The sequence below is a fragment of the Kineosporia succinea genome, assembly GCF_030811555.1.
Lineage (GTDB): Bacteria > Actinomycetota > Actinomycetes > Actinomycetales > Kineosporiaceae > Kineosporia > Kineosporia succinea.
Window position 1 is genome coordinate 6858482 of sequence record NZ_JAUSQZ010000001.1, and the last position, 26292, is coordinate 6884773.

Consider the following 26292-nt stretch of genomic DNA (forward strand, 5'->3'; position numbering starts at 1 on the left):
CCGGTGACCGAGAGCGTGACCAAGAGCGACGACGGGGCCGGGCCCGACCTGGTCGAGCGGTGGGATCAGGCGCGCGCCCGGTACGAGAAGCACGACGACGAGCTGCGCGCGGTCATCACCTGGATCGACGACTCCCGCGCGGAGGTGGCCGAACGTCAGAAGGAACTGCTGGCAGGCCGTTCCCGGGGCCCCCTGCACGGACTGCTGGTGGGTCTCAAGGACAACATCGACACCGCCGGGGTGCTGACCACCTCCGGGGCCCGGTTCCTGTCGGCCAACGTTCCCACCGAGGACGCCCACGTGACGCAGCGGCTGCGGGCCTCGGGAGCGGTGGTCGTGGCCAAGCTGAACCTGGCCGAGGCCGCCTGGGGCGCCACCACGCAGAACGTCATGTACGGCGCCTGCCGCAACCCCTGGGACACCACGCGGATCCCGGGAGGATCGAGCGGGGGTTCGGGCAGTGCCCTGGCGGCCCGCTACTGCGACCTCAGCCTGGGCACCGACACCGGCGCCTCGGTCCGGATCCCCAGCGCGGTCAACGGCGTCGTCGGGTTACGCCCCACGTACGGTTCCATCTCCAACCGCGGCATCCTGCCGACCGCGCACACCCAGGACACCGTCGGGCCGATGGCCCTGCGGGCCCGTCTGGCCGCCGAGCTGACGCGGGCGGTGGCCGGGCACGATCCCCGTGACCCCTACTCCGTGCCGCATCTCGGCGAGCCCGCCACGGCGCGGCTCGGGCGGGACGTGCGAGGGATGCGGGTCGGGATTCCGGAGTCGTTCTTCTACGACGACCTGGAGTCCGGCGTCGCCGTACGCGTGCAGGAGTTCCTGGCCCATCTCGGCCACCGGGGCGTGATCCTCGTCCCGGTGCCGGACTTCGGTCAGGCCGAGGCCTTCGAGCACTGGACCACCATCGTCCAGTCCGAAGGGGCGGGGTTCCACGAGGAAAGGGTTCGCAGGGCGCCCGAAGACTTCTCGGACGACGTGCGAGGACGGCTCGAGGGCGGCTTGCAGGTGACGGCCGCCCAGCTCGCCCGGTCCCTGAACTGGCGCGCCCGCTACCGGTTACGGCTCGCGGGCGCGTTCGCCGGGCTCGACGCGATGGTGACGCCGTGCGTCCCCGTCGACGTCCCGCCGGCCGACGGGTACGACTCCCGGGAACAGACGCGCACGCTCGGCCGGATCACCTACCCGTGGGCGCTGCACGCGGGTCCCACGCTCAGCCTGCCGATCGGCTTCCACCCCTCGTCCGGGCTGCCGGTCTCCATCGCCGTGTCCGCCGCGGCCTGGAACGAGTCCCGTCTCTTCCAGATCGCCGACGACTACCAGCACGTGACGCAGTGGCACGAGGAGTGGCCCGCGCTGCTCCAGAGGGACTGACCGGCGGCGGCCCGACCGGCCCGCCGCGAACGAAACGAGGACAGATGTACGACCTGATCGTCAAGAACGGCCTGGTGGCCAGCGAGCACGACGTCCTTCCCCTGGACGTCGCGGTCGAGGGGGAGAAGATCGCCGCGCTCGGCACCCGGGGCCAGTTCGATGCCGTCGGAGCGACGAAGATCGTCGACGCGCAGGGCAAGTACGTCGTGCCGGGGGGTATCGACGCCCACGTGCACTTCGATCTCGCCGTCTCCGACGTCATGATCGCGCAGTCCCCCACCGCCGGTTCACGAGCCGGACTGTTCGGGGGCACCACCACCTACATCGACTTCTCGATCGCCTGGGGCGAGGAGGGCCTGCTCTCTTCCATCCAGAAGAAGATGGCCAGGACGGACGAGCAGAAACCGCACGCCGACTACGCCCTGCACGCCATCATGACGGGCGACTGGCCGATGAGTAACGCCGAGCAGATGCGGGAGGCGATCAGCGGTGGCGTGGTCTCGTTCAAGTTCTTCACCACCTTCCGCGGCAGCGAGACCGTCGGCGGGCTGATGAGCGACGACGGCCGGATCTACTCGGCCATGCGCGAGACCGCGCGGCACGGCGGCATCACGATGGTGCACTGCGAGGACGAGTGCATCATCGACTACCACGTGCGCAAGCTGTATTCCGAGGGGCGCCAGCAGTTCTGGAACATCAACGAGGCCCGGCCCACCCTGGCCGAGGAGGCCGCGGTGCGACGCATGCTCCTCCTGTCGCGCCGCACCGAGTCCCCGCTCTACATCGTGCACGTCTCGGCCCGGGAGTCCATCGACGCGATCACCGAGGCCCGGCGCGACGGGGTGAACGCCTTCGGCGAGATCCTGCACCAGAACCTGGCCTTCGACCCCGAGCGGTACAGGGAACCGCAGGGGCAGCGCTTCATGAACTACCCGGCCAACAAGCCGATCGAGCACCGGGACGCGCTGTGGGCGGCGGCCCACGACGGCCGGCTGCACACCATGGCCAGCGACGACTACACGGTCAAGCTGCAGCCCAAGCTCACCGGCGACACGGTGGACAACATCGCCGGTGGCACGAACAGCATCGAGACCCGGATGGCCGTCGTCTGGTCGGAGGGGGTGGCCAAGCGCAATCTCGACGTCACCCGCTTCGTCGAGCTCACCTCCGCCGCCCCCGCGAAGCTGTTCGGCCTGTACGGCACCAAGGGCGTCATCCGCCCCGGCGCCGACGCGGACCTGGTCGTCTTCGACCCGGACCGCGAGCACGTCTTCAAACAGGACGAGAACCTGCACTCGGACTGCGACTACAGCAACTGGGACGGCTGGGAGACACACGGCTTCCCGGTCCTGACGATCCTGCGAGGCAACGTGATGGTGGACAACGGCGAGTGGGTCGGCCCCGAGGGAATCGGGCGCTTCGTCCCGGGCTCGGCACCGCAGAACGTGGGTACGCGATGAAGGCCGTGGTTTTCGACCAGCACGGCGGACCGGAGGTCCTGCGCTACGAGGACCTGCCGGACCCCGTCGCCGGTCCGGGCGAGGTCGTGATCGACCTGCGGGCCGCCGGCCTCAACCACGTGGACATCGACATCCGTGACGGGGTGTCCCGTTTCGACTTCGAGATGCCGCACGTGCTCGGCATCGAGGGCGCCGGGATCATCTCGGCGGTCGGCCCGGGAGTGGACGAGGCGCGCCTCGGCGAGCGGGTCGCGCTCGCCTACATCCGAACCTGCGGGCAGTGTGAGTGGTGCCTGCGCGGGCAGGAGAACATCTGCGAGAACCGCAAGCTGTTCGGTGAGCACATCCGGGGCACCTACGCCCAGAAGGTCCTGGCCCCGGCCGATCACGCCCTGCCGCTGCCCGACTCCCTCGGCTTCGCGGAGGCGGCGGCCGGGCTCTCGGTCTTCGGCACGGCCTGGCACGGCCTGATCACCCGGGCGGGTCTGACGTTCGGCGAGACGGTGCTCATCCACTCCGTCGGGAGCGGTGTCGCGTCCGCGGCCCTGCAGATCTGCAAGGCCGCGGGAGCAACGGTGATCGGCACCGCCAGCACCGATCTCAAACTGGAACGGGCCACGGCCGACGGTGCCGACCACGTCATCAACTACACCCGCGAGGACGTGACCGAGGCGGTCCGGCGGATCACCGGTGGACGCGGCGTGGAGCTGGTCTTCGACGTCGTGGGCGGCAAGGCGTTCCAGGAGTCGATGTTCTCCATGCGCCCCTACGGTCGCCTGGTCAGTATCGGCGCCCACGCCGGCGAGGTCGTCCCGTTCGACATCATCGAGTTCTTCCGGCGCCAGATCTCGTACATCTCCTCGCACACCCAGACCCGTGACGAGATGCGTCACGTCCTGCGGCTCATGGGAGAGGGAAAACTGAACGCGCGCATCCATTCCCGCTACCCTCTGGAGCGGGCGGCCGACGCCCAGCAGGAGCTGCACTCGCGCACCGCGTACGGCAAGATCATTCTCGACATCGACTGACCGGCGTCCGATGCCGAGCACGACAGAGCCGCCGGGCCCGGGCCCGGCGGCTCTGTCGTGTGCGGTCACCTGATCTCAGGCGTGCGGGCGCACGATCTGACGCATCACCCGAGCGTCCGCGAGAGCGTCCATGGCGGCGTTGATGTCCTGGAGAGCGACCTCTCCGCTGTTGAGCACCTCGACCGGCAGGCGACCGGCCTTCCACAGCGCGACCATGCCGGGGATGTCGCGCTGGGGGACGGAAGAGCCCATGTAGGAACCCATCAGCGTCTTGGCCGAGGCGATCAGGTCCAGCGCGGGCAGATCGAGGCGGCTGCCGGGATTCGGCAGCCCGGTGGCCACCGTCCGGCCCCCGCGAGCGGTGGCCGTGAAGGCCTGGGACAGGACGGCCGGCGAGCCGACCGCCTCGATGGCCACCTGGGCGCCACCGCCGGTGAGCTCGGCGATGCCCTCGCTCGCCTCCTCGGGTGAGAACGTGGCGGTGGCACCGGCTCGCAGGGCCACCTCGCGCTTGGCGGCCACCGGGTCGACGGCGATGATCGGGAAGGCGCCGGCCACGGCGGCGCCGATCACGGCAGCCAGACCCACTCCGCCCAGCCCGAACACGGCGACCGACTGCCCGGCCCGCACCTGTGCGGTGTTCTGCGCAGCGCCGTAACCGGTCAGCATCGCGCAGCCGAACAGCGCAGCCACCTCCAGCGGCACGTCGGGGTCCACGACCACCAGGGAGCGCCGATCGACCACGGTGTACTCACTGAACGCGGAAACGCCCAGGTGGTGGTGAATCCGGCTGCCGTCGGCAGCGTGCAGGCGAGAGCCACCGCCGAGAAGGTCACCGCTGCCGTTCGCCGCGGCTCCCGCCACGCACAGCGCCGGGGTGCCCGACGTGCAGTGCCGGCACAGACCGCAGGCCGGGACGAAGACCAGCACGACGTGATCCCCCGGCCGGACGTCGCCGACCCCGGGGCCGACTTCGCTCACCACACCGGCTGCTTCGTGCCCCAGGGCCATCGGCAGCGGGCGCAGGCGGTCGCCGTTGAGCACCGAGAGGTCGGAGTGACAGATGCCCGCCGCCTCGACCCTCACCAGGACCTCTCCCGGGCCCGGGGGGTCGAGTTCGACCTCGACCACGTCCAGCGGGCGGGTCTGGCTGAAAGGTCGTGGGGCGGAGGACGTCCGCAGCACTGCGGCTCTGGTTCTCATCCGGGACTCCTTGGCTGGCCTGAACCGGGACCTTCCGGCTCCTCGGATGTCATTGTATGCAACTTGCTGACAGCTTGCCATGGATTCCCGGAGCAGCCCTTTGCCTGCCCGATCCCGGCCGGCACCGTCCCGACTTGCCCGATTCCCCTTAACAAGCCTGTTAATAAGCAAGATTAATGGGCTCGAGGCCTTGACCAGGACAGGGTGAAACCGCTTCTCTGCTATCAGCCCTGAGGGTCGGGGCGGAGAGGCAGTGATCCAAAGATGTATACACATCGTCTTGCCAAGCCCTTGGCAGTCCTGGCCATGAGCGCACTCGCTCTGACCGCCTGCACCAAGGCCGGATCCGCGGACGGCGCCGCGGTCGTGGACACCTCGAAAGTTCCCGCCGCCGTGACGGAGGCCGTGAACGTCAGCAAGGAACTGCCGGTCTTCGAGGCCCCCGGCGAGGCGATCGACATCTCCTCGCTCAAGGGCAAGAAGGTCTTCGAGATCCCCTCGGTGCCCGCCCCCTTCATCCAGGGCATCACCTCCGCCATGAAGGGTGTCGCGGCCGAGACCGGCATCGACTACACCGTTTTCGAGAACCAGGGGCAGGTCAGCCAGTGGGTCCAGGGCATGGACCAGGCGATCCGGGCCAAGTCGGACCTGATCATCCTCAGCGGTTCACCCGACCCGCGAGCCCTGCAGCCGCAGCTTCAGGAGGCCGAGGACGCCGGGATCCCGGTGCTGATCGTGCACTTCCACGACGACGGCTCGGTGGCGCCGCCGGAGTGCGAGGGCTGCAACGGAGCGGTCAAGGGGATCGTCACGGCGCCGTTCAACGTGGCCGGTGAGGCCGCGGCGAACTGGATCATCCAGGACTCGGGGGCCGCCGCCAACGTGCTGCTCGTGGGTGGCTCGGACGTCCTGCCCAGCAAGGGCACCGCCGAGGCCATGGGCGCGGTGTTCGACAAGGACTGCGCCGACTGCAAGCACCAGATCATCAACATCCCGGTCGCGGACTGGGGCAACAAGACCCAGAGCGAGGTTCAGTCGGCTCTGCAGAAGGACCCCACGATCGACTACGTCTACCTGCTGTACGACGCGATGGTGGCCGGTGCCGTTCCGGCGGTCGAGACCCTGGGCAAGGCCGGGCAGGTCAAGATCGCCAGTTACAACGGCTCCCCCTACGCCCTGGACTTCATCCGGGACGGGGACGTCGTGGCGATGAACGTGGGCGAGGACACCACCGCCATCGGCTACGCGGGCATGGACCAGGCCTTCCGGATCCTGCTCGGAGAGCCGACGGTCAAGACCAGCACCCCGATCCGGGTCTGGGACGACAGCAACGTCAGCGAGGCGGGCGAGCCGGCCAAGTCCGGGGTCGGTTACGGCGACGCCTACGCCGACGGCTACCGCGCCCTGTGGGGCATGGACAACTGACCTTCGCCCGGCACGACGCCCCGGTGACGCACCATCGGTGCCCACCGGGGCGTCCCCCCTTGGATTGGAGCCGTTTTGACGCAGGCCTCTCCCCTGGTGAGCATCCAGGGCCTCACCAAGAGCTTCAGTGGAGCCACGGCCCTGGACGGGGTCGAACTGACGATCGGCCCCCAGCAGGTGCACGGCCTGCTGGGCGAGAACGGGTCGGGCAAATCGACCCTGATCAAGGTTCTGTCCGGGTTCCACGCCCCGGACACCGGCACCCTCACGGTGCGCGGCGAGCCGGTCGACCTGCCCCTTCGCCCCGGTCAGTACCGGGAACTGGGTTTCGAGTTCGTGCACCAGGACCTGGGGCTGGTCCCCGGTCTCGACGTCACCGAGAACCTTTTCATGGCGGACATCTCGGCCTCGGGTGCCCCGTACTTCTCCTGGCGCCAGGCCCGCCGGCGTGCAGCCGCCGTCTTCGCCCGCTACCGGATCGATCTCGACCCGGGCGCCCTGGTGGGTGACATCCGCCCGGTGGACCGCGCCATGCTGGCCATCGTCCGGGCCGTGGAGAGCCTGCGCGGCGAGTCCGCCCATCCCTCACCCGTTCTCGTCCTCGACGAACCCACCGTGTTCCTGCCCCAGCACGAGGTGGAGGTGCTCTTCGGCTTCGTCCGGTCGATCGTCCAGCAGGGCGCCAGCGTCCTGTTCGTCTCGCACGACCTGGACGAGGTCCTGGAGATCACCGACCGGGTCACCGTGCTGCGCGACGGCCGCACCGCCGGAAGCGCCACCACGTCCGAGCTCACCAAGGACGACCTGGTCCGGATGATCATCGGCCGCGACCTCGCCGCGCAGGAGCACTCCTCCCCCGCCGACGTCGTCCCGTCCGGCTCACCGGTCCTGAGCGTGCAGCACCTGTGCACCGACGCCCTCACCGATGTCTCCTTCGAGCTCAGGAGCGGCGAGGTCCTCGGCATCGCCGGCCTCGTCGGCTCCGGGTACGAAGACGTCGTGTACGCCCTGTACGGCGCCGACCAGCACGCCTCGGGTTCCCTGACCCTGGAGGGCAGCCCGGCCCTCGACCTGCGCCGTCACACACCGCGCGCCGCCGTTCGGGCCGGGCTGGCCCTCGTGCCCGCCGACCGCAAGAACCGGGGCAGCGTGGCCACCCTGTCGGCCGCCGACAACATGAACCTCACCGTGCTGGACCAGCACTTCGTCGGCCTCCGGCTCCGGCACGGGGCCCTGCGCCGCAACGCGCAGGACCTCATGACCAGCTTCGACGTGCGCCCTCCCCGCCCCGACCAGGACTACGGCTCCTTCTCCGGAGGCAACCAGCAGAAGGCCATGCTCGCGAAGTGGCAGCAGACCACACCCCGCGTGCTGCTGGTGCACGAGCCCACGCAGGGCGTCGACATCGGCGCCCGTGAGCAGATCCACCAGATGATCCGTGAGAACGCCGGCACGACCGCCGCCATCTGCGCCAGTTCCGACTACGAGCAGCTCGCGGCCCTGTGCGACCGCGTCGCCATCATCGTTCGCGGGCGCCTGGTGACCGTCCTGACCGGAAGTTCCCTGACCAAGGCCGACATCGCAGACCACTGCCACGGCCGCGCCCTGACCCCTGGAGGCCCCCGATGAGCACGTCCCTCCCTTCCGTCCCGGCCACACCCGGCACCGCCACGCCACCGGCCGACGCCCCGGACCGGGCCGCCGAGAAGGCGCGCCGCCTGCGGCGGGCCAAGCGGCTCGAGGCCGCCGCGCTGCCGCTGGCCTGGCTCGTGGTCTTCACCGTGTTCAGCGTGCTGGAGCCCGAGGCGTTCTTCTCCTGGAGCACGATCAGCTCGCTGCTGGCTTCCCAGACCGTGCTCGTGGTCATCACTCTCGCCCTCATCGTCCCTCTGACCACCGGCGACTTCGACCTCTCGGTGGGTTCGGTCGTCGGGCTGTCGGCGGTCACGATCGCACTGCTCAACGTCAACCACGGCTGGCCCATCCTGGCCGCGATTGCCGCGGCCCTCGTCATCGGGCTCGTCATCGGGGCGATCAACGGCGCGCTGACCGTGCTGCTGGGCATCGAGAGCCTGATCGTCACCCTGGGCATGAGCACCATGGTCACCGGCATCACCCTGTGGGCCAGCGACGCCAGCACCATCACCGGCGTCTCGCAGTCGCTGATCGACGCGGTCATCCGCACCCGCCTGGCCGGCATCCCCGTCGTGTTCTACTACGGCATCCTCCTGACCGCCGCGATCTGGTACGTCTTCCAGTACACCCCGCTCGGCCAGCGACTGCTGGTCGTCGGACGGAACCGGGAAGTGGCACGGCTCAGCGGCATTCGCGTCGGGACGCTGCGCTGGGGCGCCCTGGTCACGTCGGCCACGATCGCGGCCTTCGGCGGCGTGCTCGTCGTGGGCACCTCCGGCTCGGCCGGGCCGTCCACCGGGCTGGACCTGTTGCTGCCCGCGTTCGCCGCCGCGTTCCTGGGGTCCACCACCATCCGCCCCGGGCGGTTCAATCCCTGGGGCACCGTGATCGCCGCCTACTTCCTCGTCACCGGTATCACCGGTCTGCAGCTGCTGGGCGGACAGTCGTTCGTGCAGAACCTGTTCTACGGCGGCGCGCTGATCGTCGCCGTCGCCTTCTCGCAGATCCTGAAGATGCGCCGCGAACGACGTCGCGCCTGAGGCGCGGAGGTGATGCGATCCCGACGTGCGCGTTCCTCCGCCCTGGCCGGCGTTCCCCTGTCACTGACGGCCCTGAGCGCCTGCGCCTTCGTCATGGTGGGCGCCTCGGTCCTGGCCCCGCTCCTGCGAGGCGACCTGGGGCTCGGGCCCACCGGGGTCGGGGCGATCGCCTCGGCCGGATATCTGGGCGCGCTGGTCACCTCCCGCATCGGTGGCCGGCTGAGCGACAGCTTCGGGCCGGAACGGGTCATCGCAGCCGGCCTGGCCGTGGTCCTGGCCGGAGCACTCCTGGCGTCGGCCGCTTCCACGGCGGCGGTGTTCTACCTGGGCATCTTCGTCATCGGGGGCGGGTACGGCCACGTCAACCCCGCCACCTCGGTCCTGGCCAACCCGGCCTCGGCCCATCTCCGGGGTCTGGCGATGAGCCTGAAACAGAGCGGCATCCCGGTCGGCGGAATGGCCGCCGGGGCGGCCCTTCCCGGACTGGGCGGACATCTGGGCTGGCGGACGGCACTCGCGGTCAGCGGCCTGGCCTGCCTGCTGGTGTGCGCATGGGCCCTCCGGGCCGGCCGGTCCGTGCGACTGCGACAGACCGGCGGGAACCGTGAACGGGCCGTGGTCCTGGCGCCCTCCCGTGTCCTCCTGCGCCTGCCGCTCGGGTACGCGTACGGGCCCCTGGTGGCAGGGGTACAGGTCACCCTGTTCGCCATGACCGCGGTCTATCTCGTCGAGGAACGCTCGTACACCGCGTCCCAGGCCGGCTTCGGCGCGTCGCTGCTGCTGTTCGGCGGCCTGCTGGGACGACCCTCCTGGGGCTTCGTCTCCGACCGGTTCCCCTCGCACCGCATCGGCGTGCTGCAGGCCAACGCCGTCATCGGAGCGGCCGGGATCGCGGTTCTGCCCGTGGTTCCCGACGTCACCGTCAGCTTCCTGCTGCCGGTGATCGGGATCGGGGTGGCGGGATGGAACGGCGTCTACATGGCCGCGGTCGCCGAGGCCCGGGCCGACCAGGTCGGCGGATCCACCGGAACGGCGCTCACCCTGGTCAACGTCGGGAACGTCCTCGTCCCCCTGGGAACCGGGGCGGTGGTCGAGCATCTGGCCAGCTGGCGCATCGCCCTGCTGCTGTGCGCAGCACTCTGCCTGCTCGCCGCCTGCGGGCTGGTGTTCGCCCGGGAGATCGTGCCATCCGGCGAATGACGGTCAGGTCGCCGGCCGGGCGGCGACCTGACCGTCATTCGAGAGTCCTTGTCAGACGTCCAGTTCCAGCAGCCGGCTCTTGGCCGCGTGCACGTGCGACTTCATGACGGACTCGGCCCAGTCCGGATCGCCGGCCCGGAACGCCGCGAGCAGATCCCGGTGGTGATTGTTACTGCGCACCTGATCGGCACGGGTGAACGTGTGGATCATGCGGAACACGAGGGGGGCCACCACCACGATGTTGCGCATGGCGGTCAGATGGTGCTGGCCGGCGATATCGGCCACGGAGCCGTGGAACTCACTGTTCAGCTGGCGGATCAGCTCGAGTCGCTCCAGAGCGTCCCGGCCCTCGTCGTCGGTCAGCCGCTCCATCTCGTCACAGAGCTTGGCCAGCCGGGAAACGTCCTCGGTGGTGACCCGGGAGGTGGCCCGGCGGGCGGCGTATCCCTCGACCAGGGCACGCAGGTCGTAGATGGCCGCGATGTCGACCTCGCTCCAGTCCACCACGCGAGCGCCCCGGTGGGCGACGACCTCGACCAGGCCCTCCGACTCCAGCCGACGGATGCTCTCGCGGATCGGGGTGCGGCTGACCCCGTAGCGTTCGGCCAGGTCGGTCTCGGCCAGCCGCTCGCCGGCCCCGATGGTGCCGTTGACGATGTCCCGGCGCAGCAGGCGGTATGCCTGGTCAGCGGCGCGTTCCGCTGTTTCGGCCATGGATGTCGTCCTGCCTGTCGGTCGATCCGGGGGTCGACTCATTCTAGTCGCCGCCCGCCAGGAGCCGACCCGCGCACCTGGCTGTCAGGCGCTGGGGCACCGCGCACAGCACGGCGTCACCCAGGTGATGTGCACCTACAGGTGCGGCCCCCTCCGCCGGCGGCTCGGGACGCGCGGGGTCTCGTCAGGATCGACGAATTCCACCCGCCCGGCACGCCTGAGCAGCTCGAAGGATCCGGCCCCGCTACCCCTCGATGACGGCCATCAGAGCCGTGACGTACGGGGCGGGGTCGACGTCGCCGCGCAGCACCACCTGCTGGCTGTAGCCGGCGCACAGGGAGACGAACGCCTCGGCGATCGCACCCGCGGCCTCTTTCCGTTGCGGCGGAACCAGTTCGGCGACCCGGGCCCGCAGATCGGCGAGTTGTCCCTGCACCACGGCCGCGAGCGCCGGCGACACGGCCGCCTCGGCGTAGATCTGCACCACGAGGCGGCCGTGGTCGGTGTCGCGGGCCTGGGTGCGGACGTGCTCGAGGAAGGTGGCGACGGACGCGGCGGTGAGGGTTTCGGGCAGGGCCTGGGAGCCCTGTGCGCAGACCGCCACGACGATGTCGTCCTTGCTCGTGAAGTAGCGGTAGATGGCGCCGTTGGACAGTCCCGACCCGGCCACGATGTCGGCCATCGACGTGCGGGCGAAGCCGCGGGTGGCGAACTGGTCGCGGGCGGCGTCGACGATCTGCTGACGGCGCGCGTCGAGATGTTCCTGGCTGACCTTCGGAGACATAAAAAGAGTGACCCCTCGTTTTATTTGATACGGTCCCGATCGTACCCCGGATTTCCCCTGGCCCAGGAGTTGCCATGCACTACCAGACCTTCGGCCGGCTGACCGGCCTGCGCGTCTCGGAATACGCCCTCGGCACCGCGAACGTCGGAACCTCCGACGGCAGTACCGGTCTCGAGGGCGCCCGGCAGATCGTCGACGCGTTCGCGGCCGCCGGCGGCACGACGATCGACACGTCCAACATCTACCGCGGCGGGGAGTCCGAGACCGTTCTCGGGGAGGTGCTGGCCGGGCGTCGCGACGACTTCGTGCTGATCACCAAGTACACCGGCACCCGCGAGGCGACACCCCGTCCGGGCACGACCGGCAACAGCCGCAAGGTCATGATCCGGTCGCTGGAGCAGAGCCTGCGGCGGCTGAGGACCGACTACGTGGACGTCTACATGCCGCATTTCCCCGACGGCGTCACCCCGGCCGAGGAGATCCTGGCCGGGTTCGACGATCTCGTCCGCGCGGGCAAGATCCGGCACGGTGGGCTGTCCAATTTCCCGGCCTGGAGGGTGGCCGGCACCGCGCTGCGGGCCGATCTGCGCGGTCTGGCCCCCGTGGTCGGCATCCAGACCGAGTACAGCCTGGCCGAGCGCTCCGGCGAGCGCGAGATGCTGCCGATGGCCGAGGCCCACGGGCTGGGGGTGGTGACGTACTCGCCGCTGGCCGGCGGGCTGCTCACCGGCAAGTACCGCCGGGGTGAGCAGGGCCGGCTGAGCGCACGGGGTGACGCCCTCGAGGGCACGGCCCGGCGCACCGCCGTCGTCGACGCGGTGCTGGAGATCGCCGACGAGCTGGGCACCAGCGCCACGCTGGTCTCGCTGGCCTGGCTGCGCCGCCGCGCGGCGCTGTCCCCCACCGCCGTCATCCCGATCGTCGGCCCGAAGACCGTCGCCCAGCTGGACGCGTACCTGCAGTCGCTGGACCTCGACCTGGGCGACGAGCACTACCGGCGACTGGACGAGGTCAGTGCCGTGCCTCTCGGCACCCCGCACGAGGACGTGTCGGGCGCGCTGCAGCACGGCGCCGACGGTGACCGCTCGCGGCTGCGTGCCCCCGTCGTCCCGGTCATCTGAATCCGGCCGGGGGTCGCCGTGAGAGGGACAGCCCGGCCTTGCCAGATTGTCACCCTCCCGCCGGGATCATCGAGCGTCTTACCGAATGACCGTCTGCTGGGGGTGTCGACGTAGCTGCCCTTACCGCTGGTGCCCGAAAGCTGATACGTGATCCGGGTTCCCTTGGGACAGTTCACGGTCTGCCCTGCACCTGCGTTCTTGGCGCCGTTCTCGTCCTCGAGCACGTGCGGCCGGCCTCGAAACGGACGGTGAACAGGTTCTCGCCCTTGCGCTCGCGCACCACCGGAGGTGGGCACCACAGGTGGCCGCCCCGCACAGGTGCGAACGTGGCTGGGCTGTTCCTGGCGGTCGGCCGGCAGCCAGGAACAGCCCCGGAACTACCAGGCGCTAGCTGTCGCCCAAGCCCGTCCGCTGTTCGGCACCGGATGACGTCCGTGCGGTGTTCCGCCTCGAGCCCCCGTTCGGCACCGCTGACATGCCTGCGGCGTTCCCGTTGCGAGCCCCCGTTGGGATCCAGTTCCGGCGATCTGGCCCCGGAGGTCAAGTCGCGCCCCCGGTGCTCCGACTCGCAGTAGCAGGACTGCGAGGGGGCTGAGGAGTGACGGGCGAGTTGCGGGCGCGAGGTCTCGCCGGCGCACCGGCCGCTCTGCTGCGGGCGGCCGCGCTGGCCGTCGGATGTGTCGCGGCCTCTTTCGGGCTCGCCCAGATCGCCCTGCGTCTCCTGCGGGACCCGGCGCTGCACACCTCGGTCTGGTGGCCTCTGGCCGGAGTCGGGGTCGCGGTCCTGGCCCGGATCCGGCCCGGAGCCTGGCCGCTGGCGCTCGCAGCCCTGGCGGCCGGGCAGATCCCGACCTACCTCACGACGTACTACCCCTTCCCCTCGGCCCTGGGAGGCACCCTGGCCAACTGCGTCGAGGCCCTCGTCGTGGTCACGCTCGCACGCCGCGAACCGGGCGGCATCGTCCTGGACTCCCCCGGGAAGGCCGCCCGGTTCGCGGCGTGCGCGGCCGCCGGGGTGGCCCTGGGAGCCTCGGTGTTCACGGCCGGGCACCTTCCGGACCTCACCGGCGCACAGGCCTGGGTGTTGTGGAACGGATACGTCCGCACCCACGCCCTGGGGCTGCTGCTCGTCTCGCCCCTGTTCCTGGTCTCCGCGGGCCGGCTGAGCCTGCTGACCGACCTGCGGCGCCGGGCCACCAACCTGGAGTGGCTCGCCCAGTTCACGGTGACCGGTCTGGTGACGGCGGGTGTGTTCATGAGTGACCAGACGCTGGTGCCCGGTTTCGTCTGCGCGCTGCCCCTGGTCTGGGGCGGGCTCCGCCTGGGACCGCTACGGGCCATGGGTTCCCTGCTGCTCATGGCGCTGCTCACCACGGTCGGGACGCTCGACGGCACCGGGCCGGTCGTGCAGACTCCGCCCGCCGCCCAGACCCTCGCCGTCCAGATCCTCCTGGCGGTCGCGACCCTGTGCACGCTGTTCATCGTGCTCAGCGCCCAGCAGAAGGAGGCCCTCCTGGACCTGGCCTCGAACCGGGAGGCCGACCTGGCCGAGGCCGAGCGGATCGGCGGCGTGGGTTCGGTCGTCTGGGACCTGAGGACCGGAGGGATGCGCTGGAGCGAGGGGGTGTATCAGCAGCTGGGCCGGGATCGGGCGGACCAGCCCCCGGACATGGACGCCTTCATCGCCGCGGTCCATCCGGACGACCAGGCCGGGGTCGTCGCGAGCGCGAGCGACGTCCTGACCACCGGTCAGGCACCCGGCATAGAGTTCCGTCTGCTGCGACCCGACGGTGTCACCCGCAGCATCGTCACGCGCAACAAGACGGAGTACGGGCCCGACGGCAGCGCCGCGTACCTGAGGGCGATGCTGCTCGACGTGACCGCGATGCGGGAGGCCGAGGTGGCCCGTCAGCGCGCGCACGACAAGCTCACCGGTGTGCTGGAGGCGGTCGAGGACGTGGCCATCATCGGCTCGGACCCGCCCGCCAACCTGATCAGCTTCTTCAGCCGGGGTGCGGAGCGCATGCTGGGCTGGCGGGCCCAGGACGTCGTGGGCCGGGAGTCGCCGCTGATCTATCACAGCCGGGCCGACATCGAGCGGGCCGGGCACGACGCGCTGCGCGTCCTGGGCGATGAGCTGCTGGCGGTCGGCCGCAGCAAACGGCGCTCGGTCTGCCGCCGCCGCGACGGCAGCGAGTTCGTGGCGCAGCTGAGCCTGACGGTGATCCCGGACCCGGCGGGGCAGCCGGCGACCTTCGTCGCGGTGGTGGTCGACCTGACCGAGGTGCTGCGGGCCGAGGCCGAGCTCCAGGAGAGCGAGGACCGGTTCCGCCTCGCGTTCGAGGGCGCGCCGCTGTCGATGGCCATCGTGGCGATGGACGAGGACCTGGACGCCCTGGGGCGGATCGTGCGTGCCAACCCGGCGCTGTGCCGGTTCGTCGGCATGGAGCACGACGACCTGGTCGGGCGGCGTCTGGCCGATCTGATGACGCCGGTGCACGCCGGGATCGCCACGGACGACCTGCGGCAGTTGCTGAGCAGCGGCGGGGACACCACGTCGAACGAGCACGCGTTCCACCGGGCCGGCGGCGGCGAGAGCTGGGGTCTGCTGTCCACGTCGGTGGTCCGGCCCGCGGACGGCCGGGCTCCGTACCTCATCACGATGATCGAGGACGTCACCGCCCAGATGCAGCTCACCGAGCGGCTGAGGCACGAGGCGCAGCACGACCCGCTCACCGGTCTGCCCAACCGCCAGATGCTGCACGGCTGTCTGGCCGAAGCCCTGGCCGACGAGGACGTCTCCCGGGGGCCGGTCGCCGTGCTCTACGTCGACCTCGACGGGTTCAAGGGGGTCAACGACGGCATGGGGCACTCGGCCGGGGACGAACTGCTGGTCCAGGTGGCGCGGCGGATCTCGGCCTGTGTGCGGGTCAGTGACGTGGTGGCCCGCCTGGGCGGTGACGAATTCGCCGTGCTGCTGCCCAGACTGGGCGATCTCCCGGCCGCGCGGGGCATCGCCGAGCGCATCGTGCAGAGTCTGGCCGAGCCGTTCACGCTCGAGGGCGCCACCTGCCGGATCGGGGCGAGTGTGGGGATCGCCCTGTCCGGCCCTCCGGGTTCGCCGGGGGCGGCCCAGGACGCGGCGCCGGATCTGCTCGACGCGGCCGACGAGGCGATGTACGACGCGAAACGGGAGGGCAAGGGCCAGGTCCGGGTCAGCGGACGATGAGGCCAGGACGAGGACCCGCCCGCCGGTGGCGCCGACCGTGAGACGGTAGTCCGAGTTCACGAAGACGATGGAGGACGAGCATGCCCTCGGCGCGTTCCAACGGTCTCGATCTGTACTACGAGACCTTCGGCTCCGACCACGACCCGGCCCTGCTCCTCGTCATGGGCATGGGAGAACAGCTGCTGGGCTGGCCCGAGGAGTTCTGCCGGCGGCTCGCCGACCGCGGCTTCCACGTCATCCGTTTCGACCACCGCGACGTGGGCGCCTCCACCTGGCTCGACGATCTCGGCGACGTCGACGTGAAAGCGCTGTTCACGGGCGACACCTCGACCGTCCGGTACACCTTCACCGACCTGGTGGCCGACACCGTCGGCCTGATCACCGCCCTCGGCCTGTCCCGGGTGCACCTGGCCGGCGTCTCGATGGGCGCCGGCATCGCCCAGCAGATCGCGATCGACCACCCGCCCCTGGTGGCCAGTCTCGCGTCCGTCTCCGGAACCACCAGCGATCCGGCCGTGCGCGAGAGCACGATCAGCGACCCGTCCGTCCTGCTGCCCTCACCCGGCGCCGACCGCGACGCGGCCATCGAGGCCGAGGTCGTGCTCTACCGCGCGATCGGCTCGTCCGCCGTCAGTGACGAGGAACTGCTGCGCCGGGCAATCGCCAAGGTCGATCGGGCACACCACCCGGCCGGGGTCCTGCGTCACCTCGCGGCCAACGCCACCGCCACGGACCGTACGGAAGGGCTACGCGCCGTGTGGGTTCCGACGGTCGTCATCCACGGCGGCGACGACCCGCTGCTGGGCCTGCGCGGCGCCCGGGCGACGGCCGAGGCCACCGGCGCCGACCTGGTCGTGGTCCCGGGCATGGCCCACGACCTGCCCGAGCACGCCTGGAACCCGATCATCGACGCCATCGCCCGCAACGCCGCTGCGAAGACCGCCTCGTAGGCCGGGGCCCTAGACGGGCTGGGTGTGGAACGCGCGGAACGTGTCGCGACGCTCGTGAAGCTCCCACAACCGGGAGGCGACCGCACCCGGGTTGGTGACCGGGTCGTCCTCACTGATCGCCCCGGGCACGATGAGCTGCGCCACGTGCACACCCTCGGGCCGCAGGGCCTCGTGCAGCGTCTGGGCGTAGGCGCTCGCCGCGGCGAAAGCGATGGACGTACCGGCGAAGTCGGCGCGGGGCCGCACCGCACTGCCACCGTGGACGAACAGCACGGTGCCACGGCCGGCGGCCCGCAGGCCGGGCAGCACGGTGTCGACCGCGACCTTGGCCCCGAACAGCGAGAAGCCCAGCGCCGCGTCGAGATCCTCGGCGTCGGTCTCGAGAACCGGCTGCAGGAAACGCCGGTCGACGCTCGGGCTGTACTGCAGCACGTCGATCGGCCCGAACACGTCAGCCGCGCGGTTCAGGGCGACGGCCACCGAGTCGGGGGCGGTCACGTCCGCGGCGAATCCCCGGGCCCGGATCCCCTCGGCCGCGAGCTCGGCGGCGAGAGCGTCGAGCCGGGCCGAGGTGCGGGAGATCAGGGCGACGTCGAAGCCTTCGGCCCCGAACCGGCGGGCCACCGCCGCCCCGACCCCGGGCCCGGCCCCGACAATGGCGAGAGTCGTCATGACGACAACCTACGGGATCCGAAAACCTCTTCCGGCTACCCGTTCTCGTCGGTGACGAGGCCGCTACCCAGCGTGCGTCAGTTGCTGCGGCGGATCTGCGGGGACAGGTGTTGCCCGACCCGGTCGACCAGCATCGTCATCTCGTAGCCGACCAGCCCGATGTCGGCGGTCGGGGCGGCCAGGACCCCGAGCCACGAACCGTCGGACACGGCCATCAGCAGGAGGAACCCGCCCTGCATCTCGACCACGGTCTGCACCACCGCGCCGGCCGCGAACAGCGACGAGGCACCGTTGGTGAGGCTGCCCAGGCCGGAGGCGACCGCGGACAGCTGGTCGGCGCGGTCACGCGGCAGGCCCGCGGAACTGGCGATCAGCAGGCCGTCGGCCGAGACCACGGCCGCGTGGGCCACACCGGGAACGCGCTGCGCGAACCCGTCGACCAGCCAGGTGACGTCGGTACCGGTACTCGTGCTCACTGGTCTCCCCTTGTTGTCGTGGAGGAGCCTCGGTCGGCACCGCCGTCGTTGTTGGTGGTGAAAAGACTGGTGCGGACCGGCTGGAAGCCGGCCCCGGGATGGGCCGCGCTCAGCACCTGGCGAGCACTGGCCAGGGCGCGCTGGTAGTTGCCCAGCAGGGCCCGGGTGCCCGCGGCGTCGGTGGCCCGCTCGGGCCGGCCGGTGACCGGAGGGCGCTGGAGCTTGCGCAGGTAACCGTGGAGATCGATCATGCGCCGGTCACGGCCTGCGCCCGGCGCGCGCGAACAGGCACCCCCGATGGTGCGGCGTCAGTCATGAACCACCTTGTCAGCCGGAGTCGCTGTGGTGCGACCAGATCTCAGAGGACGACTGTGCAGTCACGCCACGTCACCTGCCCGGGGCACGACATCCGCTCGGAACCTGCTCCGCCCCGGAATTGTTCCCCCGGTCAGGACGAGGTACGCCCAGAGTGTCACAAAGGTGGCCCGTGCGGCTCGGTTCAGATCGAGGGATCGAGGACGCCCTTGGTCAGCACCGGGGGCGCGGCGAGGTAGGGGGCCAGGGCCGTGGGCGCGCCGGGGCCGGCGCGGAAGGCCCGGTAGGCCTCGTCGGCCTCCATGGAGTCCCAGTGCTCGACGACGACGAGGCGGGCCGCGTCGTTCTGGTCGGCCATCACCTCGACGCTGCGGCACCCGTCGAACGTCCTGGTCACCTCGAGGACGTCGTGCAGCACGGGGAGGCCCTCGGCCAGGGTCTCGGGCTTGAGCCGGAATTCGAGCACGGCGATCACACTCATGGTTCGTTCCTCGTTCTGTCGATCGGCGGTTGCTTGCGCCCTCTCAGAGCTATCACGGTTGAATGAGGCCATGCGCCCTGTGACCCCCGATCCGATCGGCCCCGGGCAGGAATCGGTCTGGGACTACCCGCGTCCGCCGGCTCTGGTCCGCAGCCCGAAACGGGTGGTGATCCGGTTCGGGGAGTCGCTGATCGCCGACACCGACCGGGCCTGGCGGGTGCTGGAGACCTCGCACCCGCCGACCTGGTACGTCCCCCGGGAGAGCATCGCGGCCGGGGTGCTGCGCCGCTCCGGTGCGCGCTCGACGCTGTGCGAGTGGAAGGGGGCGGCGACCTACTGGGACGTGGTCACCCCGGGCGGGGTGCTGCCGGCGGCGATGTGGTCGTACGAGACCCCCACCACCCGGTTCGCCGAGCTCGCGGGTGCGCTGACCGGGTACCCGTCGCAGCTGGAGTGCACCGTGGACGGGGAACGGGTGCGGCCCCAGGAGGGTGGCTTCTACGGCGGCTGGATCACGGACGACGTGGTCGGCCCGTTCAAGGGCGGGCCCGGCAGCCGGGGCTGGTGACGCCGGGGAACCCCGCCGCACAACCTTCCGGCCGTACCGGGAGTCGAGACATCGGAACGGGCGCCCGCCCGGGCACCTGACCATGTCGACGATGTCCAGGAGTACGAGACGTGAAGATGCGCACGGCCCCGACGGTGGCTGCCGTCCTGATCGCCCTGACCACGACGGGCGCCCTGAGCGCCTGCGGCGGGGGTTCGGCGGTCACCGATCCGCAGGAGCAGGTGGCGGCCCTGCCCTCGTCGGCGGCTCCCTCCGTGTCCGGCCCTTCCGGGAGCGCGCAGAGCCCGCCCGCGAGCGCGACCGGGACCTCCGGGCGTCCTCAGTTGCGCCTCGACGACACCGAGGCCCGGGTCCGGCAGCTGAGCGCGGCGCACGCGGACTGCCTGGCCGAGAACGGAGCCCGCTACGCCACGGACGGCGAGAACCTCGTGGGCGTGGACTCCGGCAACGGCAAGATGCTGGTCCAGCCGATCCCGGAGAAGGCACTGCGGGCCTGCATCGGCCTGGAGCCCCTGGCCCCGGTCGAGATGCGGCCCGACAGCAACCCGCACTACCGCGAGAACTGGCAGGCCAACGTCGCGTGCCTGCGTGAGCACGGGCTGAAGGTGCACCTGACCCAGGACATGACCGATCCCGCCTTCCTGTCGTGGACCTACGACGAGGACGCCGGGATCTCCCCCGACAACCAGCCGCAGATCGAAGAGGACTGCATGGCGCAGGCTTTCGGATCGGGCCGGTGAGCCGGTCCGGCCTGCGCCGGGTCCTGGTGACGGTGGTGGCGCTGGCCGTGACCGCCACCGTGCTGGTCGTCGCCCGGCTGAGCGGTGACCGCGGCGGGGCGGCGGACGCGGTGAGGACGCCGGTGGACGTGGCCACCGTGGTGGTGGAGCGCACGGACCTGGCCGACAGCCAGGTGTTCCCCGGCACGCTCGGGTACCCCTCGAAGGGCACGGTCATGGGATCGGGTGACGGGGTCGTCACCCAGCTCCCGAAGGTGGGCACCCCGATCGAGCGGGGACGCATGCTGTACCGGGTGAACGACCAGCCGGTGGCGGTGTTCTTCGGTGACACCCCTCTTTTCCGGGACCTGACGGCCCCGGGAACCGCGGTGGAGACCGACGTCGACACCGCCTCCGGTGAGAGCACCCCGGACGACGACGGGACCTCCGGCGCGGAGGGCGACGAGAACGAGGAGCCGGGATCCGGGACGGGGGACGGCAAGACCCCGCAGGAGCCCCTGCACGGCCGCGACGTCACCGTGGTCGCGGACAACCTCCGGGCCCTGGGCTACGACATCGGCACCCGCCCGGCCCGCGTCCAGGGTGGCGACGTCTACACCCCGGCCCTCGCCGCGGCGGTCGGACGCTGGCAGAAGCAGGCGGGGATGGACGGCGACGGGGTGATCGGCGCGGCCGACATCCTGGTCCTGCCGGGCCGGGCCCGCGTCGCGAGTGTCGAGGCCCACCTGGGCGATCCGGCCGCGAGCTCGCTCCTGTCGCTGAGCTCGATGAGCAAGGCCGTCACCGTGACGGTCGGGGCCGGGGCCGCGGGCCAGATGCGCACGGGTGACGCGGTGGTCGTCACGATGCCGGACTCGCGGGAGGTCAAGGCCGAGATCGGCGCCATCAGCCGGGTGGCGAAGAAGAGCGACGACGAGTCCAGCACGGTCTCCACGCTCAACGTCACCGTGCGGGCCGAGCGTGCGGCCGACCTGGCCCGCCTCGACGTGGCCGACGTGCAGGTGAAGTTCGCGACCAGCTTCCGGGAAGGTGTTCTGGCGGTGCCGGTCTCGGCCTTGCTGGCGCTCAAGGGCGGTGGGTACGCGTTGCGGACGCCCGACGGGCAGCTGCACGCGGTCACGACCGGGTTGTTCACGGACGGGCTGGTCGAGGTCGACGGTGAGGGCATCACCGAGGGCCTGCGGGTGGAGGCGTCCGGGTGAGCGTCCTGAGGGTGGTGCGGGCCGCGAAGGTCTACCCGGGCGGGGTGACCGCGCTGCGGGACGCGTCCCTGGACATCGAGGCGGGTGAGTTCGTGGCGATCGTGGGTCCTTCCGGCTCGGGCAAGTCCACGCTGCTGAACCTGATGGGCACCCTGGACCGGCCGACGTCCGGCACGGTCGAGCTGATGGGCACGGACGTGACCGGACTGCCCGACCGGGAGCTGTCGGCGGTGCGGGCCCTGCGTCTGGGGTTCGTCTTCCAGCACTTCCACCTGTCGCCCGGGCTCAGCGCGGCCGAGAACGTCGCCACCGGGCTGCTGTACGCCGGCGTCCCCCGGCGGCGCCGGCTGCCGATGGCCCTCGAGGCCCTGGACCGGGTGGGTCTGGGCCACCGGGCCTCGCACCGCCCGCACGAGTTGTCCGGCGGGGAGAAGCAGCGCACGGCCATCGCCCGCGCCGTGGTGAACGAGCCGTCGCTGATCCTGGCCGACGAGCCCACCGGGGCGCTGGACACCCGCACCGGCGCGGCGGTGATGGAGCTGCTCGACACGCTCAACCGCCAGGGCACCACCATCGCGGTGATCACCCACGACCGGGACCTGGCCGCGGCGCTGCCCCGGGTGGTCCGGGTCCGGGACGGGCTGGTGACGTCGTGAGAGGCGTGCGGCTCTCGCCGGCCGACCTCGTCGGGCTGGGCCTGGTCGGGTTGCGCACCCGCAAGCTCCGGGCGGCGCTGTCGGCCCTGGGGATCGCCGTCGGGATCGCGACCACGGTCGTGGTCTCCGGCATCCCGGCCTCCAGCCAGCAGGCCCTGCTGCGCCAGCTGACGCTCCTGGGCACGAACACGCTCAAGGCCGAGGTCTCCACGACCGGCGCGAGCCCGGTCCGGCTCCCCGTCGACGCGGCCCGGCGCGCCGCCCGGATCGGGCCGGTCGAGACGGCCGCCGCGCTCGGCAACACCCAGCAGAACGTGCGCCGCACCGATCGCTCCGAACCGGGCGACGGCGTCGGGATCAGCGTGCTGGCGGCCGAGAGCGGCCTGCCGGCGACGGTGAACGCGACGGTGGCGTCCGGTCGTTTCCTCGACGCGGCCACCGAGCGCTTTCCCACGGTCGTGCTCGGGCACCAGGCCGCCTCGTGGCTGGGGGTCGCGCGGGCCACCCCGGCCGACTCCCCCATGGTGTTCATCGGGCAGCGCTGGTTCACCGTGGTCGGGGTGCTCGAACCGGTGCGCCTGGCCCCGGAACTCGACCAGGCCGTCATGGTGGGTGTCCCCGCGGCCCGGAGCTACCTGGGCTACGACGGGCACCCCTCGACCATCTACCTGAAGGCCCGGGAGGACTCCGTCGAGGACGTGCGCGACGTGCTCGGCGCCACCGTGCACCCCCAGGCGGCGGGGCTGGTGCAGGTGAGCCGGCCGTCCGACGCGCTCGCCGCCAAGAGGGCCACCCAGAGCACGTACGCGGGCCTGTTCCTGGGGCTGTCCGGGGTGGCGGTGCTGGTCGGCGGGATCGGGGTGGCGAACACCATGATCATCTCGGTGCTGGAGCGGCGCCGGGAGATCGGCCTGCACCGGGCGCTGGGGGCCAGCGGACGGCAGATCCGCGGGCAGTTCCTGATCGAGGCGGCGCTGCTGTCCGGGTTCGGCGGGCTGGCCGGGACCGGGATCGGGGTGCTGGCCACGATCTCCTACGCCCTGCACCAGAACTGGCCGCCGGTGCTGCCTCTCACCGCCGTGCTCGCCGGTCTGGCCGGCGCCCTGGTCATCGGCGTGGTGGCCGGGGTGTACCCGGCGGTGAGGGCGTCGCGGATCGCCCCGTCGGTGGCGATGGCGGCGCCGGGGTGACCGCGCGGCACCCCGACGCCGGCCGGTGGTGCCTACGACGGCGGTCGGCGGTCCTTCCACGGCGCCGCGACCTCCAGCTGCGCGGCCACGGCCAGCAGGACCCGCTCGGCCCCCGGGCGGCCCACCAGCTGCACGCCCGTGGGGCGGCCCTGCTCGTCGGAGGCCAGCGGCAGTGAGATCGCGGGCTGGCCGGTCATGTTCACGAACGGCGTGAACGGGGCGAAGGCCTGAGCCCGTTCCAGACCGGCCAGCGGGTTGGCCGGTTCCGGGCCGAGAGCTCCGACGGGCAAGGAGGGTTCGGCCGTGGTCGGGGTGAGGAGCAGGTCGTAGTGGTCCCACCACGTCAGCACCGACCGGATGAAGGCGGGGGCAGCGGCGAAGGCGGATTCCCTCTCGGTGGAGCTCATCTGGGCGCCGAGCGTGGCCAGCGCCCAGTTCAGGGGTTCCACGTCGGCCTCGGTCAGTTCCCGGCCGAGCCGGCGCGCGACCTCCTCGAAGACCTCGAGGATGCCGGTCGCGAAGTAGGCGGAGAAAAGCCGGCCGAGCGTCGCGTCGCCCAGGGCCGTGGGGAAACCCGGCTCGACGTGATGTCCCAGTTCCTCGAGCTGCCCGGCCGCGAGGCGCACGGCCGCGGCGCAGGCCGGGTGCACGGGCGAACCGTCGATCCGGCTGTCCAGCAGGCCGATCCGCAGGGGTGCCGGGGTGACGTCAGCCGCCGTGGGCCCGGGCTGCGTGAGGTCCAGCAGCAGGGCGGCGTCCCGGACCGACCGGGTCACGACGAACTCCGAGATCAGGGCCTGGACCGAGACCGGCGGACCGGAGTCGGCCGGGCGCGAGGGCTTGAGCCCGACCAGGCCGCAGCCGGACGCCGGGATCCGCAGGGAACCGGCGGCATCGCTCGCGTGGGCGGCCGCGACCATTCCGGCGGCGACGGCGGCGGCCGACCCTCCGCTGGACCCTCCGGGCGATCGGCTGAGGTCCCACGGGTTGCGGGTCACGCCCCAGGCCCGCGACTCGGCGGTGGGGAGCGTGCCGAACTCCGAACTCGTCGTGCGCCCGACGACGACGAGGCCGGCGGAGCGGAACAGGTCGACCAGCGGGCTGTCTCGGTCCGCGGCCCGGGACTGCGCCTTCAGCGCGCTGTTCGCGTCCGTGCGCACCTGGCCGGCCACGTCCGCGGTGAGATCCTTGACCAGGAACGGGACGCCCGCCAGGGGCCCCTCGGCGCTCCCGGCGGCTTCCCGGGCCTGATCGAAATACCTGGTGGTGACGGCGTTCAGCGCCGGGTCCAGGTGCTCGATGCGCTCGATCGCGGCGTCGAGCAGGTCGGCGGGCTTGATCTGGCCCCGGGCGAGAAGGTCTTTCTGATCGGTGAGGTCGAGCCAGCGGGTCTGTTCGGCCAAGGAACCCATGTCTACCTTTCGGGGAAGCGAGCACGGTGACGCCGCGGCCCGAAACGTCCCGGGCACAAGCCGGAATCGGACGGGAACGCGGCGTCCGGCTCCGAGTCTGGTCCCGGTCCCCGGGGGCAGCGACTCCTCAGACGACGTTCAAGGATTCGTCAGCTTCCCGGTACGGGCCTGTCCAAGAGGTTCGCGGTGCGGCACAACCTGGCACCGGCCTCAGCCGTCGAGCAGGAGAAGTCGTCGTTCCCGAGGAGTGAGATGTTCAACCTGCCCATCCGTCCCCGCGCCCTGCGCCTGCTCGTCGGTGGCACGCTGGCGGCCGCTGTCACGGCGGTGCTGATGGTGGACGCGTCGGGGCCCGCCGCCGCCGGCCCGCCCTCGCGTCCGGTCACCACGGCGGACGACGTCGTCACCACGACCTACGACCTGGGCGACACCGCGTTCCGGGACCGGGAGTCCGGCGGTGTCGCCGAGATCCGCGGCGTCGTGTTCCGGCCCCGCACGATCAGGGGCAAGGTGCCGCTGATCGTGATCGAGCACGGCACCTGGTATCCCTGCACGTCGGCGGGCGCCTCGAAGTGGCCGTGCGAGAAGGGGCGGGCCGACCCGAGTTTTCGCGGCTACGACTACCTGGGACGCCGGCTCGCGGCCCGGGGGTACGTCGTGGTCTCGATCGGCGCCAGCGGTATCAACCAGACCGCGTTCGCCGACTACGGAGCCCGGGCCCGCCTGATCAACCGGCACCTGAAGCTCTGGAAGCAGCTGCAGGACGGCACCGGCCCGCTGCGGCCGCGGTTGTCCCGGCTGACCGGTCACGTGGACCTGCGCCGGGTCGGCACGATGGGTCACTCGCGCGCCGGCAAGGGCGTGATGTGGCAGGCCTCGGACAAGCACCGTCACGAGTGGCCCCGGGGTGTGACCGTCAGGGCCGTGATCCCGCTGGCGCCCACGAAGTTCGACTGGCCCCAGGGCGACAACAGCGACACGCTCAACACCCGGGTCCCGATCGGGGTCGTGATGGGTTCGTGCGACGGCGGTATCAGCCAGGCGCTCGAGGGACAGGGCTACCTGGACGACGTCCGGGGCAAGAACCGCGCGGCAGCCCATTCGATCGTGCTCAAGGGGGCGAACCACAACTTCTACAACACCCGGTGGACGCCGCCGACGCCGCTCGCGGACGACGACAGCACCTGCCCCGGGCGCACACTCACCCCGGCCGCGCAGCACGACGCCCTGACGCAGTACGCGACGGCGTTCTACGGGCGGTTCCTGCTGGGAAAGCGCGGGTACGACGCGGTTCTGACCGGTCAGCGTCCGCTGAAAGGGGTCAGCAGCACGACACGTACGGTGAGACCGGTCGGCCGGTAGCCCGACACGTCGCTGGAAGGTGTTCCTGGCGGCCAACTCCTGGGCG

General features: G+C 71.3%; 24 protein-coding genes. 16 read left to right on the plus strand and 8 right to left on the minus strand.

The window, feature by feature from the left end; all coding sequences use genetic code 11:
• Positions 1 to 3 precede the first annotated feature (3 nt).
• The 3 genes from J2S57_RS30270 to J2S57_RS30280 are packed head-to-tail and all read left to right on the plus strand — an operon-like array spanning position 4 to position 3871.
• Entirely contained in the window at positions 4 to 1383 is a 1380-nt protein-coding gene (locus J2S57_RS30270; RefSeq protein WP_307249354.1) for an amidase, read from the plus strand.
• 44 nt (positions 1384 to 1427) lie between these two features.
• Positions 1428 to 2843, plus strand: coding sequence for an amidohydrolase family protein (locus tag J2S57_RS30275; RefSeq protein ID WP_307249355.1), 1416 nt, complete (start codon positions 1428 to 1430; stop codon positions 2841 to 2843).
• Positions 2840 to 3871 carry a zinc-binding dehydrogenase gene (locus J2S57_RS30280; RefSeq protein WP_307249356.1) on the plus strand — a complete coding sequence of 344 codons (1032 nt, stop codon included), beginning with the start codon at positions 2840 to 2842 and terminating at the stop codon, positions 3869 to 3871. Before J2S57_RS30275 ends, J2S57_RS30280 begins: the two co-directional genes overlap by 4 nt.
• Before the next feature lie 75 nt (positions 3872 to 3946).
• Here the strand turns inward: J2S57_RS30280 and J2S57_RS30285 are convergent, their stop codons facing one another.
• Positions 3947 to 5074, minus strand: a complete 1128-nt coding sequence (locus tag J2S57_RS30285; protein WP_307249357.1) for a zinc-binding dehydrogenase — start codon at positions 5072 to 5074, stop codon at positions 3947 to 3949.
• A 306-nt stretch (positions 5075 to 5380) separates the two neighbouring features.
• On the opposite strand from J2S57_RS30285, the gene J2S57_RS30290 reads away from it, so the two are divergent.
• The 4 genes from J2S57_RS30290 (at position 5381) to J2S57_RS30305 (ending at position 10374) form a co-directional block, all read left to right on the plus strand.
• Positions 5381 to 6499: a sugar ABC transporter substrate-binding protein gene (locus J2S57_RS30290; protein ID WP_307249358.1), complete on the plus strand. Its 1119-nt coding sequence runs from the start codon at positions 5381 to 5383 to the stop codon at positions 6497 to 6499.
• 96 nt (positions 6500 to 6595) lie between these two features.
• Positions 6596 to 8128, plus strand: coding sequence for a sugar ABC transporter ATP-binding protein (locus J2S57_RS30295; RefSeq protein WP_307249359.1), 1533 nt, complete (start codon positions 6596 to 6598; stop codon positions 8126 to 8128).
• Positions 8125 to 9174 (plus strand): ABC transporter permease, encoded by a 1050-nt coding sequence (locus J2S57_RS30300; RefSeq protein WP_307249360.1) that lies wholly within the window; start codon positions 8125 to 8127, stop codon positions 9172 to 9174. Before J2S57_RS30295 ends, J2S57_RS30300 begins: the two co-directional genes overlap by 4 nt.
• A 12-nt stretch (positions 9175 to 9186) precedes the next feature.
• The gene (locus J2S57_RS30305; RefSeq protein ID WP_307249361.1) at positions 9187 to 10374 is read left to right on the plus strand and encodes an MFS transporter; all 1188 of its coding nucleotides are present in this window, start codon (positions 9187 to 9189) and stop codon (positions 10372 to 10374) included.
• A gap of 51 nt (positions 10375 to 10425) precedes the next feature.
• Here the strand turns inward: J2S57_RS30305 and J2S57_RS30310 are convergent, their stop codons facing one another.
• On the minus strand, positions 10426 to 11088 hold the full coding sequence (locus tag J2S57_RS30310) for a GntR family transcriptional regulator (RefSeq protein ID WP_307249362.1): 663 nt from the start codon (positions 11086 to 11088) through the stop codon (positions 10426 to 10428).
• 244 nt (positions 11089 to 11332) lie between these two features.
• Positions 11333 to 11872: a TetR/AcrR family transcriptional regulator gene (locus J2S57_RS30315; RefSeq protein ID WP_307249363.1), complete on the minus strand. Its 540-nt coding sequence runs from the start codon at positions 11870 to 11872 to the stop codon at positions 11333 to 11335.
• A 74-nt stretch (positions 11873 to 11946) separates the two neighbouring features.
• Here J2S57_RS30315 and J2S57_RS30320 point away from each other — a divergent pair, with 74 nt between their 5' ends.
• The 3 genes from J2S57_RS30320 (at position 11947) to J2S57_RS30330 (ending at position 17172) form a co-directional block, all read left to right on the plus strand.
• Entirely contained in the window at positions 11947 to 12993 is a 1047-nt protein-coding gene (locus tag J2S57_RS30320; protein WP_307249364.1) for an aldo/keto reductase, read from the plus strand.
• A gap of 598 nt (positions 12994 to 13591) precedes the next feature.
• Positions 13592 to 16222 (plus strand): diguanylate cyclase domain-containing protein, encoded by a 2631-nt coding sequence (locus tag J2S57_RS30325; RefSeq protein ID WP_307249365.1) that lies wholly within the window; start codon positions 13592 to 13594, stop codon positions 16220 to 16222.
• A gap of 80 nt (positions 16223 to 16302) precedes the next feature.
• Entirely contained in the window at positions 16303 to 17172 is an 870-nt protein-coding gene (locus J2S57_RS30330; RefSeq protein ID WP_307249367.1) for an alpha/beta fold hydrolase, read from the plus strand.
• Positions 17173 to 17181: 9 nt separating this feature from the next.
• Here J2S57_RS30330 and J2S57_RS30335 read toward each other — a convergent pair whose 3' ends face one another.
• The 4 genes from J2S57_RS30335 to J2S57_RS30350 all read right to left on the minus strand — a co-directional run bounded on the left by J2S57_RS30335 (position 17182) and on the right by J2S57_RS30350 (position 19116).
• Entirely contained in the window at positions 17182 to 17844 is a 663-nt protein-coding gene (locus J2S57_RS30335) for an SDR family NAD(P)-dependent oxidoreductase (RefSeq protein WP_307249369.1), read from the minus strand.
• A 77-nt stretch (positions 17845 to 17921) separates the two neighbouring features.
• Positions 17922 to 18320 (minus strand): roadblock/LC7 domain-containing protein, encoded by a 399-nt coding sequence (locus J2S57_RS30340; protein ID WP_370882518.1) that lies wholly within the window; start codon positions 18318 to 18320, stop codon positions 17922 to 17924.
• On the minus strand, positions 18317 to 18571 hold the full coding sequence (locus tag J2S57_RS30345; RefSeq protein ID WP_307249371.1) for a hypothetical protein: 255 nt from the start codon (positions 18569 to 18571) through the stop codon (positions 18317 to 18319). Before J2S57_RS30345 ends, J2S57_RS30340 begins: the two co-directional genes overlap by 4 nt.
• Positions 18572 to 18819: 248 nt before the next feature.
• Positions 18820 to 19116, minus strand: coding sequence for a putative quinol monooxygenase (locus tag J2S57_RS30350; RefSeq protein ID WP_307249373.1), 297 nt, complete (start codon positions 19114 to 19116; stop codon positions 18820 to 18822).
• A gap of 70 nt (positions 19117 to 19186) precedes the next feature.
• On the opposite strand from J2S57_RS30350, the gene J2S57_RS30355 reads away from it, so the two are divergent.
• The 5 genes from J2S57_RS30355 (at position 19187) to J2S57_RS30375 (ending at position 23472) form a co-directional block, all read left to right on the plus strand.
• Positions 19187 to 19684: a DUF427 domain-containing protein gene (locus tag J2S57_RS30355; protein WP_307249375.1), complete on the plus strand. Its 498-nt coding sequence runs from the start codon at positions 19187 to 19189 to the stop codon at positions 19682 to 19684.
• Positions 19685 to 19794: 110 nt separating this feature from the next.
• Positions 19795 to 20424, plus strand: coding sequence for a hypothetical protein (locus J2S57_RS30360; RefSeq protein ID WP_307249377.1), 630 nt, complete (start codon positions 19795 to 19797; stop codon positions 20422 to 20424).
• Entirely contained in the window at positions 20421 to 21626 is a 1206-nt protein-coding gene (locus tag J2S57_RS30365; RefSeq protein ID WP_307249379.1) for a peptidoglycan-binding protein, read from the plus strand. Before J2S57_RS30360 ends, J2S57_RS30365 begins: the two co-directional genes overlap by 4 nt.
• A complete protein-coding gene (locus tag J2S57_RS30370; protein WP_307249381.1) occupies positions 21623 to 22282 on the plus strand; it encodes an ABC transporter ATP-binding protein in 660 nt (219 codons plus the stop codon). Before J2S57_RS30365 ends, J2S57_RS30370 begins: the two co-directional genes overlap by 4 nt.
• A complete protein-coding gene (locus tag J2S57_RS30375; protein WP_307249383.1) occupies positions 22279 to 23472 on the plus strand; it encodes an ABC transporter permease in 1194 nt (397 codons plus the stop codon). The genes J2S57_RS30370 and J2S57_RS30375 overlap by 4 nt, the downstream gene beginning before the upstream one ends.
• A gap of 32 nt (positions 23473 to 23504) precedes the next feature.
• Here J2S57_RS30375 and J2S57_RS30380 read toward each other — a convergent pair whose 3' ends face one another.
• Entirely contained in the window at positions 23505 to 24884 is a 1380-nt protein-coding gene (locus J2S57_RS30380; RefSeq protein WP_370882519.1) for an amidase, read from the minus strand.
• Between the two features lie 186 nt (positions 24885 to 25070).
• On the opposite strand from J2S57_RS30380, the gene J2S57_RS30385 reads away from it, so the two are divergent.
• On the plus strand, positions 25071 to 26246 hold the full coding sequence (locus J2S57_RS30385) for a poly(ethylene terephthalate) hydrolase family protein (protein WP_307249387.1): 1176 nt from the start codon (positions 25071 to 25073) through the stop codon (positions 26244 to 26246).
• Positions 26247 to 26292: the final 46 nt, after the last annotated feature.